Source organism: Roseibium sp. M-1 (assembly GCF_054515675.1).
In genome coordinates this window covers 56,963-74,601 of sequence record NZ_JBTNQU010000002.1, presented here as the reverse complement: position 1 = coordinate 74,601, position 17,639 = coordinate 56,963, and the positions used below count along the sequence as shown (strand labels likewise).

16 protein-coding genes are annotated in these 17,639 nt (G+C 55.5%); 6 read left to right on the top strand and 10 right to left on the bottom strand.

Going from position 1 to position 17,639, the window contains the following annotated elements; all coding sequences use genetic code 11:
- Positions 1-26: 26 nt before the first annotated feature.
- The 9 genes from trbF to ACX3M4_RS30135 all read right to left on the bottom strand — a co-directional run bounded on the left by trbF (position 27) and on the right by ACX3M4_RS30135 (position 8,063).
- A complete protein-coding gene (gene trbF, locus ACX3M4_RS30175; protein WP_459359686.1) occupies positions 27-689 on the bottom strand; it encodes a conjugal transfer protein TrbF in 663 nt (220 codons plus the stop codon).
- Positions 690-704: 15 nt separating this feature from the next.
- Positions 705-1,859, bottom strand: a complete 1,155-nt coding sequence (trbL, locus tag ACX3M4_RS30170) for a P-type conjugative transfer protein TrbL (protein WP_459359685.1) — start codon at positions 1,857-1,859, stop codon at positions 705-707.
- A complete protein-coding gene (locus tag ACX3M4_RS30165) occupies positions 1,859-2,065 on the bottom strand; it encodes a TrbJ/VirB5 family protein (RefSeq protein WP_459359684.1) in 207 nt (68 codons plus the stop codon). The genes trbL and ACX3M4_RS30165 overlap by 1 nt, the downstream gene beginning before the upstream one ends.
- Before the next feature lie 2 nt (positions 2,066-2,067).
- Positions 2,068-2,859: a P-type conjugative transfer protein TrbJ gene (gene trbJ / locus ACX3M4_RS30160; protein WP_459359683.1), complete on the bottom strand. Its 792-nt coding sequence runs from the start codon at positions 2,857-2,859 to the stop codon at positions 2,068-2,070.
- Positions 2,837-5,284 (bottom strand): conjugal transfer protein TrbE, encoded by a 2,448-nt coding sequence (locus ACX3M4_RS30155; RefSeq protein WP_459359682.1) that lies wholly within the window; start codon positions 5,282-5,284, stop codon positions 2,837-2,839. The genes trbJ and ACX3M4_RS30155 overlap by 23 nt, the downstream gene beginning before the upstream one ends.
- A 2-nt stretch (positions 5,285-5,286) precedes the next feature.
- Complete coding sequence (locus tag ACX3M4_RS30150) at positions 5,287-5,583, bottom strand: conjugal transfer protein TrbD (RefSeq protein ID WP_459359681.1); 297 nt, start codon at positions 5,581-5,583, stop codon at positions 5,287-5,289.
- Positions 5,576-5,935, bottom strand: coding sequence for a TrbC/VirB2 family protein (locus ACX3M4_RS30145; RefSeq protein ID WP_459359680.1), 360 nt, complete (start codon positions 5,933-5,935; stop codon positions 5,576-5,578). The genes ACX3M4_RS30150 and ACX3M4_RS30145 overlap by 8 nt, the downstream gene beginning before the upstream one ends.
- Complete coding sequence (trbB, locus tag ACX3M4_RS30140) at positions 5,925-6,929, bottom strand: P-type conjugative transfer ATPase TrbB (RefSeq protein WP_459359679.1); 1,005 nt, start codon at positions 6,927-6,929, stop codon at positions 5,925-5,927. Before trbB ends, ACX3M4_RS30145 begins: the two co-directional genes overlap by 11 nt.
- 702 nt (positions 6,930-7,631) lie before the next feature.
- Entirely contained in the window at positions 7,632-8,063 is a 432-nt protein-coding gene (locus ACX3M4_RS30135; protein ID WP_459359678.1) for a Ros/MucR family transcriptional regulator, read from the bottom strand.
- Between the two features lie 2,333 nt (positions 8,064-10,396).
- On the opposite strand from ACX3M4_RS30135, the gene repA reads away from it, so the two are divergent.
- The 5 genes from repA to ACX3M4_RS30110 all read left to right on the top strand — a co-directional run bounded on the left by repA (position 10,397) and on the right by ACX3M4_RS30110 (position 14,994).
- Positions 10,397-11,623, top strand: coding sequence for a plasmid partitioning protein RepA (gene repA, locus ACX3M4_RS30130; protein ID WP_459359677.1), 1,227 nt, complete (start codon positions 10,397-10,399; stop codon positions 11,621-11,623).
- Positions 11,620-12,618, top strand: coding sequence for a plasmid partitioning protein RepB (gene repB / locus ACX3M4_RS30125; protein WP_459359676.1), 999 nt, complete (start codon positions 11,620-11,622; stop codon positions 12,616-12,618). The genes repA and repB overlap by 4 nt, the downstream gene beginning before the upstream one ends.
- Positions 12,619-12,972: 354 nt before the next feature.
- Positions 12,973-14,244, top strand: a complete 1,272-nt coding sequence (gene repC, locus ACX3M4_RS30120) for a plasmid replication protein RepC (protein ID WP_459359675.1) — start codon at positions 12,973-12,975, stop codon at positions 14,242-14,244.
- 91 nt (positions 14,245-14,335) lie between these two features.
- Positions 14,336-14,584, top strand: coding sequence for a type II toxin-antitoxin system VapB family antitoxin (locus tag ACX3M4_RS30115; protein ID WP_248157882.1), 249 nt, complete (start codon positions 14,336-14,338; stop codon positions 14,582-14,584).
- On the top strand, positions 14,581-14,994 hold the full coding sequence (locus ACX3M4_RS30110) for a PIN domain-containing protein (protein ID WP_459359674.1): 414 nt from the start codon (positions 14,581-14,583) through the stop codon (positions 14,992-14,994). Before ACX3M4_RS30115 ends, ACX3M4_RS30110 begins: the two co-directional genes overlap by 4 nt.
- A 45-nt stretch (positions 14,995-15,039) precedes the next feature.
- Here ACX3M4_RS30110 and ACX3M4_RS30105 read toward each other — a convergent pair whose 3' ends face one another.
- A complete protein-coding gene (locus tag ACX3M4_RS30105; RefSeq protein WP_459359673.1) occupies positions 15,040-15,969 on the bottom strand; it encodes a recombinase family protein in 930 nt (309 codons plus the stop codon).
- 282 nt (positions 15,970-16,251) lie between these two features.
- Here ACX3M4_RS30105 and ACX3M4_RS30100 point away from each other — a divergent pair, with 282 nt between their 5' ends.
- Complete coding sequence (locus ACX3M4_RS30100) at positions 16,252-17,358, top strand: RHE_PE00001 family protein (RefSeq protein WP_459359672.1); 1,107 nt, start codon at positions 16,252-16,254, stop codon at positions 17,356-17,358.
- The last annotated feature ends 281 nt before the right edge of the window (positions 17,359-17,639 follow it).

Sequence of the window (17,639 nt, the reverse complement as noted above, 5' to 3'; positions counted from 1 at the left end):
TCTTTCTCTTTGAGTGTGCGAATTGCTTACAGCTGAGCGGTCCAGTCGAAGTCCTTGAGATAAAGGCCGATCGGATTGAGCCGGATGACCGCTTCGTCCTGTGGGGGCGAGAGCGTAACGTTCGCCACCCCGCGCCAGCGCTTCGTTTGAAGCTCCTTGCCTTTCCGGTCCCGTTCGATCTCGGTCCAGTCGATCTGATAGGATTGATTGGAGAGCGGCACGATGCTCGTCACCTCGACGGACACGGTGCGAGACTGTGCCCGGTCGAAAGGGGAGTTCGTCCGGTAGAAGTTGTTGACCTTCTGGGTGGCGACGTCCGTCTGCCGCAGCATCGCGTAGACGCGGTCGATGTAGCCTTTGGCAACAACTGTATCCGGCGTGACCGATCGGAAGTTAGCAATCCAGGCCCCGAGCATGGAGCGGACAACGCGCTCATCGGCATATTCGATCTGGGCCGGGAAGCCGCCGATCGCAGGCGTACCGAGTTTGTCCACCTCGACGATATACGGGACAAGTTTGACCTGGGTGCTCTGGTACAGCGCAAACCCGAAGCCGATTGTTGCCATCGCCAGGGAAATAAGACCGACACCCTGCCATACGCGGGCGGTACGGATGTAGGAGCCGTATCGCTCGTTCCATTCCATCCGTGCGGCAAGATAGGGATTATCAATTGGAGTATGTTTTGCCATCTAACTGCCTATTGCTCAGGAGGATTTGGGCGAAGATCCGCCAGTTGGCTTGTTCGGCAGGGATTGCCGCAGTTTGTGATTGGCAAGGCCCAGTGCCGAGGCATTTCCTGCATGAGGGGCGCCAGAGAGCTTGTCTGCGGCTGCTGATGAAAGGGCTGCAAAGGGAGCCATGGCGGCCTGCGCCGCAGCTTGCCCTCTCGAAGATCCATCGTTCCTGGCGGTTTCGTAGGCTGCCTTCGCACCGGCGGCCATTTGAGCGCCGCCGATAGCGGTTCCGGCAGCGAAAGTGCTGGACTGTGTGCCGTGACGAATGACTTCCATACCATTGCTGACGGAAACGCCTTGGACGACACCCTGAATGATCTGTGGGACGTAGATAGCGATCATGAAAATCACGACCGATATGCCGGCGATTGTTAGAGCTGCAATGAACTCGTCATCTGGAGATACGTTTTGTGCTAATCCGATAAGGGTGTCAGATCCAATTTTTGCGATCATCACGAGAGCCATAAGCTTCATGCCGACCGAGAACGAATAGACCAGGTATCTGATAGCGAAATCTTTGGTATGCGAAGAACCTCCCAAGCCGAGCATGATAATGCCCGCCAGTATTCCAATATACATTTCGGCCATCACTGCGACGAAAATTGCAGCGACAAGGGAAAAGCAGATGACCACCACGACCATTGCTATGACCGAAGCAATCGCGAGGCCGTTATCTGCCAATAGACCGAACTGTACATTGTTGGACATGATGCCGGCGACGGTAATCCCAGCGTTGAAAATGTTAGCAGGTGAAGCAGATCCACCTCCGGCGCCGATCTGAAAAAGACTGTCTACAATCGCCTGAGCGAAACTCGGCCCATTGGTGAGCACGAAGGCAAAAAAGCCGACGAACATGATACGGCGAATGAGCTCTGAGACCCAGGTTTCCAAAGAGGCGGCCTGAACGGCCAGCCAGACGGCCGCTATGCCAAATTCAATTCCAGCAAGGATCCAAAATAGCGAACGAGCGGCATCGGCTATCGTCGTTTGCCATCCTTGTGCCGCCGCTTGTATCTGATTTTGGACAGTCGACAATATTGTGCCGTCTTGTGCCAGCGCCATGCTTGATCCGAAAAACAGGCTCAAAATGGCTGTAAACAGAACAATCCGCTTTTTGGTGGTCATCAGTTCCCACCTTTCGAATTGCCGAAATCAGGTTTCATTTCTTGCCCACCCGTCATGGGGTATTTGGTGGGATCAAAGCCGGTTGACCTATTTTCGTGTTTCTCTTGCTTGGTTTCAGATTTGTCGTGAAATACAAAAGTAAAAGTCGCGATCGCTGTTGCACTCAAAATCAGTAGAGCGACTATGAAGATATAAGATTTGTTCATTTTCAGAACTCTACTTTCATTTCTTGCCCGCCCGTCATGGGTGGAAGTGTGGAATTGAAGAATTTTTCCCTTTTTGACTGAGCGAGGTCGCTCTTCGTCTGCTCGGACTGGTACCAGGTTCCCATCATGGTCATCTGCTGGGAGACAAGACCGCGCAGCTTCTGCATCTGCTCGACTTGCTGGGCTGCAATCTCATGACCCACCTGCAAGGCCTGCTTTTGCCCCTCCGCGGATTGGGAATGCTGCCGGAGCTGGCGCATGGTGTTCTCCTCAGTGGCGAACTGGTCAGACGTGTATCCGGCCGCTTTCAAGGTCGAAGAAATCGTGTCCCGGTTGGTGTCGGACCAGCCCTGGTACATGGTCGAAAACGACTGCCCGTCCGGCAAGCCGTTCTTCGCGAAGTCGGAGTAGCTCTGGAACCGCTGTTTCAGCGTGTCGTCCAGATTGCCCATCGAGAACGCCATGGCCTGACCCTTCTGAACCAGGCTCTGCAGTTGGCCGAGGTTCTGCTCGACCTCGCCCCAAACCTGCATCGGCAGGGAGAGCGTGTTCTGCAGCATGTTCTCGTAGATGGAGATCTGGTTTTCGATCATCTGGATCTGGTTGCCGATTTGCTGCACCTGATTGGCAATCTGCTCGGCGTTCTGACCGCCGAGGGCAATGAGCTCACTATTGTTGAGGATCTGAGTGAACTCGGTCGCACCGGTGACCGCGCCACCAGCCTGGACCGGTCCTGCAATTCCGATCACACAAAGAACGCTGGCGAGCGATCTAGCCAAGAAGCTGTTCGGCATTGGCAATTCCTCTTTGCTTGAGCCATTCGGCGGGCCATTTGTCGCTGTAGTGGAGGTGAAGGTCTTCGATGCGCTTGAGATCGTCCTTGGCGGACGCGCCAACGAAGGACAGCGTGATCGGGCCGAGCGCCATATCGAAGAGCCGGCGCCCGTCCGGAGAGGTGACGTAGTACTCGCGCTTCGGGATCGCGGAGGCGATGATTTCAATCTGCTGGTCGTTGAAGCCGAGCTTTTCGTAAAACGCGCGCGTTCCGGAAACCCGGGCCTCCCCATTGGGAAGACAAACCTTTGTCGGGCAGCTTTCCTTCAGGACGTCGATGATGCCGGATCTGTCGGCATCCGAGATCGATTGCGTTGCAAGGACCACCGCGCAGTTGGCCTTGCGGAGAACTTTCAGCCATTCCCGGATCTTGTCGCGGAAGACCGGATGGCCGAGCATCAGCCAGGCCTCGTCCAGAATAAGCAGGCTTGGTTCACCGGTCAGGCGTTTTTCGATCCGGCGGAAGAGATACAGAAGGACCGGGATCAGGTTCCGGTCGCCCATGTTCATCAACTCTTCAATCTCGAAGGTCTGGAACTTGGAGAGCGACAGGCCGTCTTCTTCCGCATCGAGGAGCGAACCCATGGGACCGTCCACCGTGTAATATTGCAGCGCGTCCTTGATCTCCCGGTTCTGAACGCCCGACACGAAGTCGGTCAGCGACCGGCGCTGCGACTTTGACATCAAGTCAATCTGCGTTGTGATCGCGTTGCGGTGCTCCGGCAAGACCTTCACACCCTGCATTTCGATCAGGGTTTCCAGCCACTCGGCAGCGAACGCCTTGTCGGTGTCGTCCTCGAGTGATGAGAGCGGTGCGAAGGCCAGCGTCTCCGACTTGCCGACGTCATAGTGATCCGCGCCAACGGCAAGCGTCAGCGGATACATCGATTTGCCCTTGTCGAAGACAAACACTTGCGCGTTCTTATAGCGCTGGAACTGAGCTGCTATCAGCGCCAGAAGCGTCGATTTACCCGAACCGGTCGGCCCGAAGATCAGCGTATGCCCCAGATCCCCGACATGGAGATTGAACCGGAACGGTGAGGAGCCGGACGCCACCTGCATGAGCGGCGGGGAGCCAACGGGGTAAAAGGGGCATGGCGCTTCCGGCGACCCAGCCCAGACGGAGTTGAGTGGAGCGAGGTCCGCGAGATTGCGCGTGCTGACCAGTGGTTCGCGAACGTTGGCATAGGAGACACCTGGCAGACTTCCCAGGAACGCTTCGGTGGTGTTCAGGGTTTCGATGCGGCCGCCAAACCCTTCGTTCTGGACAAGACGGCGCACCGCCTCGCACTTCTCCTGAAGACGGGTTTGGTTGGTGTCGAAGAGCACGATGACCGGCGTGTAGTGGCCGAAGGCGACGAGCTGCGAGTTCGCCTCGGCAATCGCGTCCTCGGTTTCCCCGACCATCAGCATGGCGTCCTGATCGAGCGATCCGGAATTGGTCTTGAAGAGCTGGTCCATCAGTGGCCGCACCTTCTGCAGCCACTTCTTGCGTGTCTTTTCCAACACCGAGCGCGCGGCGATTGGATCCAGGAAGATGAACCGGCTCGACCAGCGATAGGTAATGGGCATGAGATCGAGGGCATTGAGGATCCCTGGCCAGCTTTCGGCCGGGAAACCGTCGATCGCCACAACGCCGACATAACGGCCGTCGATGATGGGGTTGAGACCGTGATGGAATTCCGCCGTCACCAGATAGTCGAGATACATGGCAATGTCGGGCAAGCGGATCGGATGGGTTTCTCCGATCAGCGCGAAGCGGGCAAACTGCAGCAGATCATCGTAACGGCCACGCCTCTCCCCTGCCCTCCCCGCACCTCTTTCCGGCACTTCATGGGTTTCCATACGCCGGATCGAGACGACATTCGCCATGTACTGCTCAAATTCCCGGATCGTCGTCTTGAAGTGCTCAAGTGTGCGCGAGGCAAAAGACGTGTTCCGGCTGGCGTCGTCCGAATAGATGTATTTCACCAGTTTGGACTTGTTTTTCTCCGGCGGCCGGTAAGTCAAAACAAGCGCGTGCTGGCTTTCATAATGCCCCTCCCCGGCTTCGAACCGCTGGCGGCGCTCGTCATCGATCAGGGCCGTGACCGGGTCCGGAAAATGCGAGCTTTCCTTGGCCGGATATCCGATTGAGGGAATGCGCACGGCTTCCATCTGGATCATCCAGCCGTTGCCGAGGCGAGCCAGAACCGAGTTGATCTGTCTGGAAACTTCATTCCGCTCAAACGCGGTCGAGCTCTCGCTGTCCGGCCCGGCAAAATACCAGCCGGCCATCAGGCCCCCATCCTTCAGGAGCACAATGCCGTTGTCGACCAGCGCCGCGTAAGGCAGCAGGTCGGAGAAAGAGGGCGCAACATGTCGGAATTTTTTTAGGGCAACCATGTTCAGTATTTCCGCCAGGGCGTGGATGTCGGCCGGTAGTAGGTGCGGTATTTGACGTGCCGCAGATAGACAGCACGCATCCGCGGGTCCGCCTTCGCCATCATCCGCAGTACGCCAACCACTACGATCCAGATCGCCACGCCGAGCACGGCGGCATAGGGCTTCAGGATCACGAAAATCAGAATGACCGAGGCAAGACCGGTCACGAGCACCAGCTCGCGGTCTGCCCCGAACAACAGTGTCGGGCGTGAAAGAGCACGGTGGATCCGCGCTCTGTTGAGCCCAGGCGCATCAGCCATGAGCCGGTTCCAATGGTGCCGCTTCAATATCCGGAGCAATGCCAATGGACGCTCCGGAGGATCCGAACAGACCGACGATGGTGGATGCGCCGAGCAGCACGCCGAGGACCAGAACGACGTAGGCCAGACGGCGGGCAAAATCGTTGAGTTCGCCGCCGAAGATCAACATCGCGCCCGCGATCGCCACCGCGATCAGGCCAACGGCACCAGCGACAGGACCGTTGATGGAGGCCTGGATCTGCTGAAGCGGACCTTCCCAGGGAAGCGAACCGCCGCCGGAGGCAAAGGCTGGTTCAATGACGAAAAGTCCGGCCCCGACCAGGGCAAGAAAAATCACAAAATTACGCGACATGAAGTGTCCCTTGTCTGTCGTTGGAATTTTTGTTGAGGAACTGAGATGCAACGGCTGAGCGGACGTCATAGGTGCCGTCCCGAAAGCCGGATACAGTCACAATGTCCCGAACGATGCGCCCGTGTTCGGGGGAGCGCTCGATCGAGACGATGAGGTCAACCGCTTCTGCGATGACTTGGGGCATCGGCTGCTGGGACACTTCCGCGATCAACTGTTCAAGGCGCGTCAGTGCGGTGAAGGCATTGTCGGAGTGAACCGTGGCGATGCCGCCCGGGTGGCCCGTGTTCCATGCTTTGAGCAGCGTCAGCGCCGCGCCATCGCGCACTTCGCCGACAATGATCCTGTCGGGGCGCAAGCGCATGGTCGATTTCAGGAGCCGCTGCATGTCCACGTTATCGGACGTGTGCAGGGTCACGGCGTTCCTGGCCGCGCACTGGATTTCCGCGGTGTCTTCCAGAATGACAAGGCGATGATCTGGAGCGACCGAGACCATTTCGCCAATGATCGCGTTCGTCAGCGTCGTTTTGCCTGTGCCCGTGCCGCCCGAAACCAGAATGTTTTTCCGGCCGGTAACCGCATCGCGGATCACGGCGGCCTGGACTTCTAGCATCACGCCATCCTCGACGTACTTGGACAGCGGGATGAGCAGCGATGCCTTCTTGCGGATCGTGAAGGACGGCTTGGAAACGACCGGTGGCAGAAGACCCTCAAAACGATGACCGCCTATCGGCAGCTCGCCGGAAATGATCGGCTTGTCGGTCGTTATTTCCGTGCCGAGCGCATGGGCGACCTTGCCCATGATGATCTGGGCGTCATGAGACGTCATCTCGCCGGAGGGCTCCATGCACCTGCCGACACGCTCGATGAACAACTGTCCGTCCGGGTTGAGCATGATCTCAACGACGGCCTCGTCCGACAGCGCCGACAGGATCGTAGACCCCAGCGAGTCTTCCAGCCCGGCGATAAGCCTGCGGCGGCTTTCACCGTTCCTCAATGTCCCCTCCCCTACCGGTGAAAGCTGAGATGTTCAGGGGATGGTGCGGCCTCACTGAGACAGCATTTATCGGACCGGGCATGAGGGTATGCCCAGGCTCTCCGGAGGTCATTCGGAGTGTCCTTTTTTATTTGAGATCAATGATTTACGGCTACAGCAATCAGTGGTTGATCACCTTGCGAGAGGGCGCAACCCAACACAGAACGAAGCCTCATCGCAAGGTTGAGAAAAAGTTTTCCACACCTAAGGAGAGATGTATGGATTTGCAAATATAGCGATCAAATCGGACCATGTCGCCGACCGTTCATCTAGGTCTTAGCTAAAGAGATATTGGACGTTACGAAGCTTCGTGATCACAGATCCTTATGGCTGGGGTCAAACCTGGACCTATCAGCTATGTAAAAAAAACAGGTGCATCTCTGCGCCTGTACGAAGGTTCTGTGCATGTGGCTTGATGGACCACAAACTGCTGCCCCCGACTCATTCGCAAGAGGCATGCGAGAAATCATAGGCCTGCAATCGTTTCAAAACTACTATCGGCAAATTGATAGGTGTTGAGTAGCAACCCCTTTCAGCGGGTGTGCTCGAGCTCAAATGACTTCGCAGTGGGCTTTCAAGGCGACAACGTGAAGGAACTTCTGCCCGTTTATGCGGTGCGTGCTATCAAGTCGAATTAGTCACAACTGCCTACTTGGCGTTGGCTCATTTGGACTTCTTCCGCTGCTGACCCAAGCCCATCTTTTTGGCAAGTGCTGAACGCGCAGCCGCATAGCCTGGCGCGACCATCGGGTAATCTGCCGGAAGGTTCCATTTCGCGCGGTACTCTTCTGGCGTCAAATCAAAATGCGTCCGAAGATGCCGCTTCAGCGATTTGAATTTTTTGCCATCCTCAAGACAGATGATGTAGTTGTCCGTTACCGACTTCTTGATTGGCACGGCCGGCAAGAGCGCTTCAGCGGCCGGTTCCTGTGCCGTTTGTGTGGCCGACACAAGAGCCGAATGAACCGTCGCTATCAAGGCGGCCAGATCACCCGAAGCAATCGTGTTGTTGCTCACATATGCGGAAACGATATCCGCAGTCAGATCAACATATACGGGCTCAATAGTTGGGTTGTTTTCGGGTGTCTCAGACATTGGGATCCTTGCCAGGCGATACTCGGAGCTGGGTGTGCGCTGGTTCTAAACCTGTTCCCCATTAAAGCAAATTCTTCGTATTGGACAGTCAGGGGTCTCTTTAAAGGCGCCACTGCCCCTGAGCAAAGTGCGATCGACTTTCTCGGCCATCCGAGCTAGATGCGAATTGTTTTGGGTAGCCCTCCCCTCGTAGTAAAATTTCTTGCGGATGTCATTTTCGCATTGACCCCTTCCCGTTATTGCGCCTTCAAAAAAGCATGCACTAAAGCTCGCTCCGCTATTCCGCTAATTGAACAGACCATCATAAAGTGCCTAGTTATTTGCTGCATCTGCAGCAACCATGTCGCGTCGGCAATTGCCGCTTACTGTGGAGTTGAGCGTTGAGGCAGGCCAGACTTATCAGTTGATAAGTTCAGTTCGAGTTCTTGGGGAGTCAACTTTGTTGACTATCGCGCAACATCGCATTCGGCGTTTCGATAAAACCTCCCGACCTCGCCTCCTCGGAAATCGGCATGACTGAAACCAAATTCGCAGTATCGGGTCGCGCTACGTGTAAGTGAGTGTGAAGCCAGACGTGACTTATCAATTGATAAGTCGGTGCGAGCTCGTCGCACGCAGAGCTTGCGTGCGCCGCATTTCGAATCGGGGCATGCCAGGTGATGAAGAAGTGCTTGCTGCTGGCAAGGGGCAGTTGCAATCTTGCGCCACTTGCGACGTCGCCATCTCTGGGATCCCGTAGATCCCGTTGGGCGAGTAGCCGTCTAAGGAGAGAAATGGACGTCGCCGATTTACGTAATCGAGCCATGAGGCAATATCTGCTAATTCTTCGACGCTAGTTCGTTGTGAGGAGGCGTATTCGTATTTGCGGTTGGTCAAGATCGCGCGATGAAGATGTAGCCGGTGCAATGATTGAAATAGTGCTCGGGAAGGCGGTTGGCCGAATCTGTCGTGTTCGGTTGTTTTCAAGCCGGTGCGTTTCGGAAGAGCTAATTAAGGCGTCTTGCGGATTGCAAGCGAGCCACGAGACCTTGCGAGCCATTGGGAAGTAGAAGAGGCGGCGCTGTATCGCGAAAAATTAGGCGTCCGCGCACCAGTTCAGCATGCCTGCCCAGCCGCCCGACGTCGCAAGAAGTAGGGAAGGGTGCGGTGCTGGGGGTGCTGTGCAAACATTTAGGTATCGGCCTAAGCACAAGCCTCGATGGTGCAAGTGCTGCGCAGTCCGCTTGCGGTGCCGCTTGGATGCCATCAGTTAGATGGAGCTATCGCCGATGGCCTGGTGCTGGAACTATGTCCGCGAGATCGGGGCCAATTTGAGTTGGCGAGGGATCGAGTGCCCTTCGGGATCAGAGGCGAAAATGTTTCTCCAATGTTCCAGGTGCCGAAGTCGAAGGATTTGGAGAAGGCCAGCTCCAAGGAGAACCAGCAGAACATGGCTTGAATTTCGTCACTTCCATAATTCGGCTTGCCTGCGTTTCAGGTGCCTCATTGTCAAACAACTTGGTTCGCTTATGGGTGCCTGACGTTTCAATCGTGCAAGCTGTCCCGTCGCAATTCTATAACTATTTCTTCGGCCCGGGTCGCCTCACGCGTGTTCTTGGCTCTGAATTTGATCGGGAAATGTCCGAGTTTTTCATCCTGTATCGTTGCGCCCATCTGATGAACCAATGAGTGCCGCCGGGTGTGGAAACCAGAACAATCGAAACGGCTATTGGGGATTCGGAGGTCATTCTAGAACTGTGCCCTTTCTTTTCGCGTTTATCCCAGCCTGTGCAGAGTAGGCTCAAACGAGAACTGCGGGAAAGCCGAAATAGAAGGTGGCCGATGCGCAGCTTTGGAAAGGGAGGGATGGGTTTTATTGGCGTGAACGCTGGAAACTCGTTGCTGCACTATCTTGTAGTCGGACATTTGGAGACGCACGAAATGCGTAATCAATTATTGGCTTGGTGAGTCGCGACGAGCCGTGTTGACGGGCGATTCTGTGAACCCTGACGAAGAGGGATTGGGCATTTACCTGTGAATTGTATACCCTGTATCGCAGATGCACTGAAAGCCCGATTTAGGCAATCGTGCACGAATCTTGTGCCGCCCGTCTCTCAGCTAAATTCAACTAACCCTTTATTTTAGCGCGCAAATTGGATTTCCTTCACTATCACTCGGACTGCTTTGCTGAGCTGTAACCTCGATGAGACTGTCATTTGGTTGGAGTTCCAACACTGTGGTGTTTAGGGGCTTAAGATCTTATTAACCTAATAATCCTTGCAATTTTTGGCGACATCCTTCACTTCTGACGGCATCACGGTCGCGAACGAGGTGTTTGCCGTCAGGAGAGCCGAATGGCAGTAAGCGAGACTAGGGCGCACAAGCCACGCAAGCCGGACACGGCGAAAAAGATTGAGGACTATACGCGTCAGCTCTCAGCAGAGTTGAACTCAATGCGTGCTCGCATGTATCCGCCTGAATCTCAGAAAGTGTTCGGGCGCACGTTTTCGACACTCGATCTAGTGAAACTTCTCGGCATTCCGGAAAGCACTTTGCGCTCGCTCACATTAGAAGGAAAGGGACCGCAGCCTAGCCGCGCTGAGAACAACAAGCGTATCTATAGCATCGAACAGGTCTGGGAACTACGAGAGTTCCTGGCGCAGCAGCGCCCTGAAGATGCCTTGCGCCTCCTGCCGCATCGCAGGCAAGGCGAGAGCCTTCAAGTCATCGCGACCGCGAACTTTAAAGGTGGGTCGAGCAAGACGACGACTTCTGTCCACTTAGCGCATTATCTTGCTATTCAAGGTTACCGGGTGTTGTGCATCGATCTTGATCCGCAAGCCTCAATGACCTCGACATTCGGCATTCAACCCGAATTCGATCTCGAACCGAACGAGACCGCTTATGCGGCTCTACGTTATGACGACGATCGTCGGTCACTGGCCGAAACAATCCAGGCGACCTATTTCCCGGGGATTCACATAGTTCCGGGCAATCTGGAACTCATGGACTTCGAGTTTGATACGCCATCATATCTTTCTAACAATCACAGAGACGAATTGGGGTTGTTCTTTGAGCGGTTGCGAAATGCAATTGCCTCCGTCGAGAACAATTACGACGTTGTGGTCCTGGATACGCCTCCCTCCCTTGGGTACTCGACACTTGCAGCTCTCTACGCGGCAACTGCTTTAATCATCACCGTCCATCCCGCAATGCTCGACGTGGCCTCATGCAATCAGTTCCTGATCATGATCTCGGAGTTGTCGGAAACGCTGGAGGCCTTTGGAGCGAAGTTCGACCATGACTGGATCAGGTTTCTGCTTACACGGGTGAACCCCAACGATGGCCCGCAAAAGTACATGAGTGGAATCATGCGGCGCCTCTTTGCAGAAGATGTCCTCGTATCTGAAGCTTGGGAATCGACAGCTATTGCAGCAGGCGGTGTGGCGAAGAAGTCCCTTTATGAGCTCGAGTCCGGCGAAGTCGGGCGTGATGCCTATAAACGGGCACGAGAAAGCTCTGACCGGGTGAATGAAGAAATTCTCAGTATCGTCAAGAGCGTTTGGGGACGAGAGACATGAAGAAATCTATTCTCCAACAGATGGCAGAAGGCGAGGGGAAAGATCCGGCGGACGCGATGCCCAAGCCACCTCGGCATCGTCGTATGGGGTCCCCGGTCGTCGGCAACGTGGGAAAGGCTCTAACAAGTCTTTCGGCGGATACGGTGATTTCAATCAACCCAGACAAGATTGATCCATCGCCTTTTCGCGACAGGTTCGAAACTGACACCGAAGCAGCAGAGGCGTTGCACGAGCTTAAAGTTTCGATCAGGTCTGAGGGACAAAAGCAGGCAGTTTTGGTACGGCCTCACCCGACCGAACAGGGCCGATATCAACTTGCTTATGGTCATAGGCGCACCGCTGTTTTGCAGGAACTGCATCGAGAAGCAGATAACCCGGAGACTGTTCGGGTGCGTGCCTATGTCCGCGAACTGACCGATGCAGAGCTGATCAAGGAGCAGTCGCTTGAAAATGGCGTTCGCGAAAATTTGAGTTGGATCGAGCAGGCCTTGTGGGCCGTGCAGTTGAAGGGCGCCGGCATCAAGCAGCGGGAGATGGAACCGATCCTTGGCCAAAAGGAAACGAACATCTCGGTGCTTTTGAAAGTCGCCAATGCAGTGCCGGTGGATGTCGTTCGCGCGATTGGACGAGCCAAAGGTGTCGGTCGCCCGGCCTGGGTCGAATTCGCAAAGCTGTTTGATGACGACAAGGCGGCCGATCGTGCCCGCAGGATCGTTGCTGAGCCTGCATTTCTGGAAAGCGATGGTGCTGAACGAATGAGGCTCGCAACTGTGGCGATCAAAGGACGCATAAAGTCTGAACCGCCAAAGAAGAATGAGGTTTCAATCAAATCGTCCGGCAAAGTCGTTGGGAGGTTCAAAGCCACAAGTTCATCCGCCGCGGTGTCATTTCCTAAGGAGGAAATCGCCTTTGCGAAATGGCTGAGCGAGAGAATTCCTGATCTGCATGGCGAATATTTGCAGCAAGAACAGACAGATGAAAGAGACCCGGACTAGATGCCTGTTGCTGCAAATTGGGCGAACAAAGCAGAGGATAAACGTCCCACGGATTGGTGGCCGCGAGGCTGGAATTTCGCTGGGAGAGTAAATTTTCGATCGAAAAAGGAGGACACGGAGAGAAGTAGCAAAAAATGAAAAGGGACCATCTGGCTGCAACCAGATAGCCCCTAATTCCATGGTTCAGATGGGTAGATCCCAACGGAAACCCTAAGCCCTTCCGTTGTAGTGCATACCGAATCACCGCGCAAGAGTCTTCTTGCGTGAACAGTGGATTTCTGCCGATTTCCCATCATTGAACCTTCCGAATTGATCGACGCCGTATGCTACTCGCGACGGCGAACGGAGGTTTTTATGCCTACTGTTTCGAACGTCTCTTCCTTCCGGAAGGTGACGCCAGGGATCCTTGCATCTCAACGTTTGGCGATGTCCAACGACATTCCAGACATTGGAAAATCGGAAGTCGCAATCGCTCTGAAGAGAGCCGCTCAGCCTCTCGGTCTTTCGTCAACGGCCTATCATGTGCTCGACATTCTGCTTGGACTGTCGAAGTCGGAAGACTGGAAACGCTCGGCCCGGCCGATCGTCGCGATCTCCAACGAAAAACTGGCATCCTATGTCGGCCGGAGCGAGCGCACGGTTATCCGCGCCATCAAGCAGTTGGTCGAAGCGCAGATTCTGGCCTACAGAGACAGTTCCACAGGACGCCGCTGGGTGCACCGGAACGGAAGCGGCGACATTACCTTCGCCTACGGGCTGGATTTCACGCCGGCACGCGTCCGCTACTTTGAAATCAAGCGGATGGCCGACGAATGGCAAGCCGAACTCAATGCCAGACGGGAAGCGAAACGCACGGTTACGCGGGTTTCCCGGGCAATTGTCGATATTCTCAGCATCACATCCAATCAGGCTCTTTCCGACTTTCAGGGACAGATGGATGCTATCCTGGCAAATGGTATGGAAGTCCAGGAAAAGGCCGCAGCCCTGCTGGATCTTTACGATCTATTGCTTGAAGCCGTCGCCGAGGCTCAGACTGCCGAAAAAGCACCTGAAAACAATAATATGACACGCGAGCATGACAACGCTGTCACCCAATTATTTAATACAAACTCACCAGACTCTTGCTTAAGTAATCGGACATCCGCTAACGCGGATGAACTAAAATCAAATCCTGACGTCGCCTACGGCGCCGAAATAGCTCCTGAAAGGGAGCAAGCGGGGTCGGGTGGGGCTCAAACGGCCTCCAAACGCCCGCAGAACCGCCCAAGTGGAGCGGATTTCCAGAGATCAGCATCCCTGGATGCGGTTTCGATATCCTTACTGGAAAGCGCCTGTACGGCCGTTCAAAGCGATTTTGGGCTATCTCTGACAAGTTGGCCTGAATTGCTGTCGGCGGCTGAAGTCATGCGGGTGGGGATAGGCCTCAGTGAATCGGCCTACGCCCAGGCATGTGGCCGGCTGGGAAGGCAGGCGGCTGCGGCAATCCTGGCGGTCGTTGCTGAAAAGGCGTTGCGCGATCCGGAGAAAATCAGCTCGCCAGGCGGATATTTCCGGGCGTGCTGCGACCGGGCTGCGGAAGGAAAGCTGGCCCTGGCGAAGTCACTGTTCGGACTGGCTTCGAAATAAGCTCAGTCATGCGAAAATGATGGCTTGCCGTCATCTGCCATCTTGATGGCAAGGTTGCAGTTCGCTATATTTGGAACAAAGGAGATCCCCCGTGGCAGAACCTCAACTTTCCGTACGCAGTGCAAAGGCGCGAGACTTGGCTCATCGCCTTGCTCGCCGGGAACACCGTTCGATTGCTGATATCGTCGAACGTGCGCTGGAGGCATACGAGGTTAGGGAAGCAGGCAAGGAACCTGCTGCGGACTTTTATGCCCGGGTTTCAGAAAACTTTGGCACCGATATCGATCTTGAAGAAGTGATCCGAGAGAACCGCAAGGTCCATCTGGGGCCGGAGCTTTGATTTTCCTAGATACCAACGTGATCTCGGAAACGCTGAAAAAGGCTCCTGATCCGGGAGTGATCGCGTGGCTGGTACGACATGATGCTGAATTGGTGTTGTCGACGGTTGTCATCGCCGAGATAGCGTTCGGCATACAGAAAATCCGTCCCGATCAGCGCGCCGATCGTCTGGAACAAGGGCTTTCGGACTGGCGTCGCAGATTTGCCGATCGGATCTTTGGACTGACTGAAGCAGCGGCACTGGCATATGGCGACGTCATGGGCGAGGCCGCCCGTAAGGGCCGCGGCATGTCCGCGCCGGACGGAATGATTGCCGCAATCGCACGTATCAACGGTGGCCGCCTGGCCACGCGAAATCTGAACGACTTTCAGACGACTGACCTTGAACTTATTTCTCCCTGGGAGTTCTAATTCGGTCAGCAAGGTACCGCACCAGGCTGAAGGAAATCGACTGTTTCACTCCTCCAAAACTGTCAAAAGACCGGTTCTGTGTGCTCGGTCGATGAGGTTCTTGACGGAAGAAGGCGACCATTTCGTTCCACCGCGCGGGGTACGTTCGTGCAAACGCTCCAACTGGCTGGCAATTTCACGCAATGTCAGGTCCGGGTTCGACGAGTGGATGCCGGCTACCAGTGTCATCAACCGGTCTTCCGGCGGGCGGGGCGGCGATTTTCTGAGCAGTTGCTTGTCCGCCATTCCTTCGGAGATCATCCACTTTACTGCGCGCCGCAACCGTTCTGGCGTCCAGTCATGCCCGCGATTTTTGAGAAACCGCGCGATATCGTCCCAGGTGTGATCGGGGCGCATGCGCCGGACAATTGGAAGCCATTGACTGGCACTTGCCTGGATGCGTGCACCATAGGCCGCTGTTTGAGCGGCCGTCATCTTGGCCAGCGCTTCAGGTCTGCGCTCTCGAATTCCTGGATTGCCGGGTAACTTTCCCTTCGCCTTTGCGGCCTTGATGCCGGCCTTGGTGCGCTCGGAAATCAAGGCGCGTTCGAGCTGCGCGACGGCACCCAGAACCTGCAGGGAGAACATGCCCTGAGGCGTCGACGTGTCGATCGGGTCGCTCAACGAGCGGAAATGCGCTCCCTTTGCATTCAAATCGTCGATAACTTCCAAAAGATGGGTCACCGAGCGTGCGAGGCGATCAAGTCGTACAACGACCAGAGTCTCGCCGGCATCGATCTCCCGAACCAGCCTGGCAAGGGCTGGGCGCGCGCGAGAGGCACCAGATCCGTATTCCTCCACGATTGTCTCGCAGCCTGCCGATCGCAGTTCCAGCTCCTGCGCCTCTGTCGCCTGTTCGTCCGTAGAGACGCGCGCGTAGCCAATAAGCCGTCCCTCAGGTCGATGAGAAGACTGTTTGAGCGCTGATTTGGCCATTTGGGACGCCTGAGAGTCATGTTGAGAGTGATTTTCCAAATTAAGAAGATACGGATAACTGATCGTTTGTAAACGTCTCTTGAGTGCCTTTTCCACGACCTGAAGCGTCAAAACCCCAGGAAAACCGGGCCCTCTCGTCGATCTGAGCACGGATTGCCGGGCCTTTGTTCAATTCAGAAGGCGTCAGACTGTATATCGGTGAATGAGAGTTGAAGAGGCAATCTATGACGGAAATAAAATTCATGATAACTTCCGTATGCAGGTCGAAATCACAAAGAAACAATGGCTTATGAAACTGGAAAACTGAACCTCGAGACGCTCTTGACGCCGATATCGGCGGCGGAGGACGCGCTGGCGCGGCTTGATGAGCGTGTTGCCCGATCCGAGGTCGGACAGGGCTTTGCGGAGCGGGCCGATTTCTTCGAGGCTGTCTCCAGCATGTGGGTTGCCGGCGAACTCGTCCATCTGGAGGATCTGGTTCTGCACGATGCCAAGATGGATGTTCGTGCACCAAGCCACGAACTCGTCATTGCGCACCGGATCGTCCGGGCAAGACGACGGGCAATGAGAAACGATCCTGGCTGGGCGATCTCGCGGGCTGGGATCATGGCCTTTGCGGGGATTGCCGAGCAGGAGGATGAGCTTCCAAAAAAAATCGAGAGGAGAGGGGAGGGGAGCCATCTCGGAATGGACGAGCACGATGCGCTTCCTCCGGAATTGGCAGAGTTCGACGAGGTGCTTGCGGAAACCAGTTGGCTGGTGGAAGCCGTTCCCCCCGGATCTACCAGAACTCAGCAACCTGACCTCATTGTGGGCGAGTTGGTTATTCGGGATCCTGATTGGGACGAGTCCGAACGGATCTCTGAATGGCTGGAGGTGCTCAGACAGGTTGAAAGGTTTCCGGCGACCCTGGCAGCAGCGATTTTGTGGGATGCATGGGAGCGGCTCGAACCGCTGCAGCGACAGCATTGGCTTGGGCAGGTGCTTGTTTCGGATTTCCTAAGATCGCGCGGAAAGGTGCGATCGCACCTGCTTGCCTTCTCTGTTGGGCTGCGAGAGATGCCTCGTGAGCGACGGCGTGCTCGCGACAGGACAACCAGGCTGGTTGCTTTCCTTGAAGCGATGAGTGCGGCCGCCGCCACCGGGATGAAGGATCTTGATCGTCTGACGCTCGCGAAGCGTCAACTCGAGCGGCGCGTTGTCGGCAAGAGATCCAATAGCAGCCTGCCGGCTGCGATCGAACTCATTTTGTCGCGGCCGATCGTATCTGCGCACATGCTTGCAAAGGCGGCAGGGATCACGCCGCGCGGTGCGTTGAACCTGGTTAGGGAACTCGGAGTCCGCGAGATGACGGGGAGGGGACGCTACCGCGCGTGGGGCATCCTTTAGCACAAGTGCCTAGGCAATGATGACCGGCTGATCCAGTAGTTCTTGTGTTCTCGTTATGTTCTTGGCACAATTCCGACCGAGAAGCCAACGATTCCTTATCTCGCTTGCCTCTTAGGTCATAGGCAGCCGTTCTCTCGGTCTCAATAATGGTACTATCGGCATGCAATACGACATTCACGGATCAACCTCCGCAGCACATTTTGAGCGCATTCGTTTCGGGCAGAATTCTTTATTTCTGGCTTTCCGGTTTGCAAGAAAGGCAGAATTCTGTATCCTCGCGG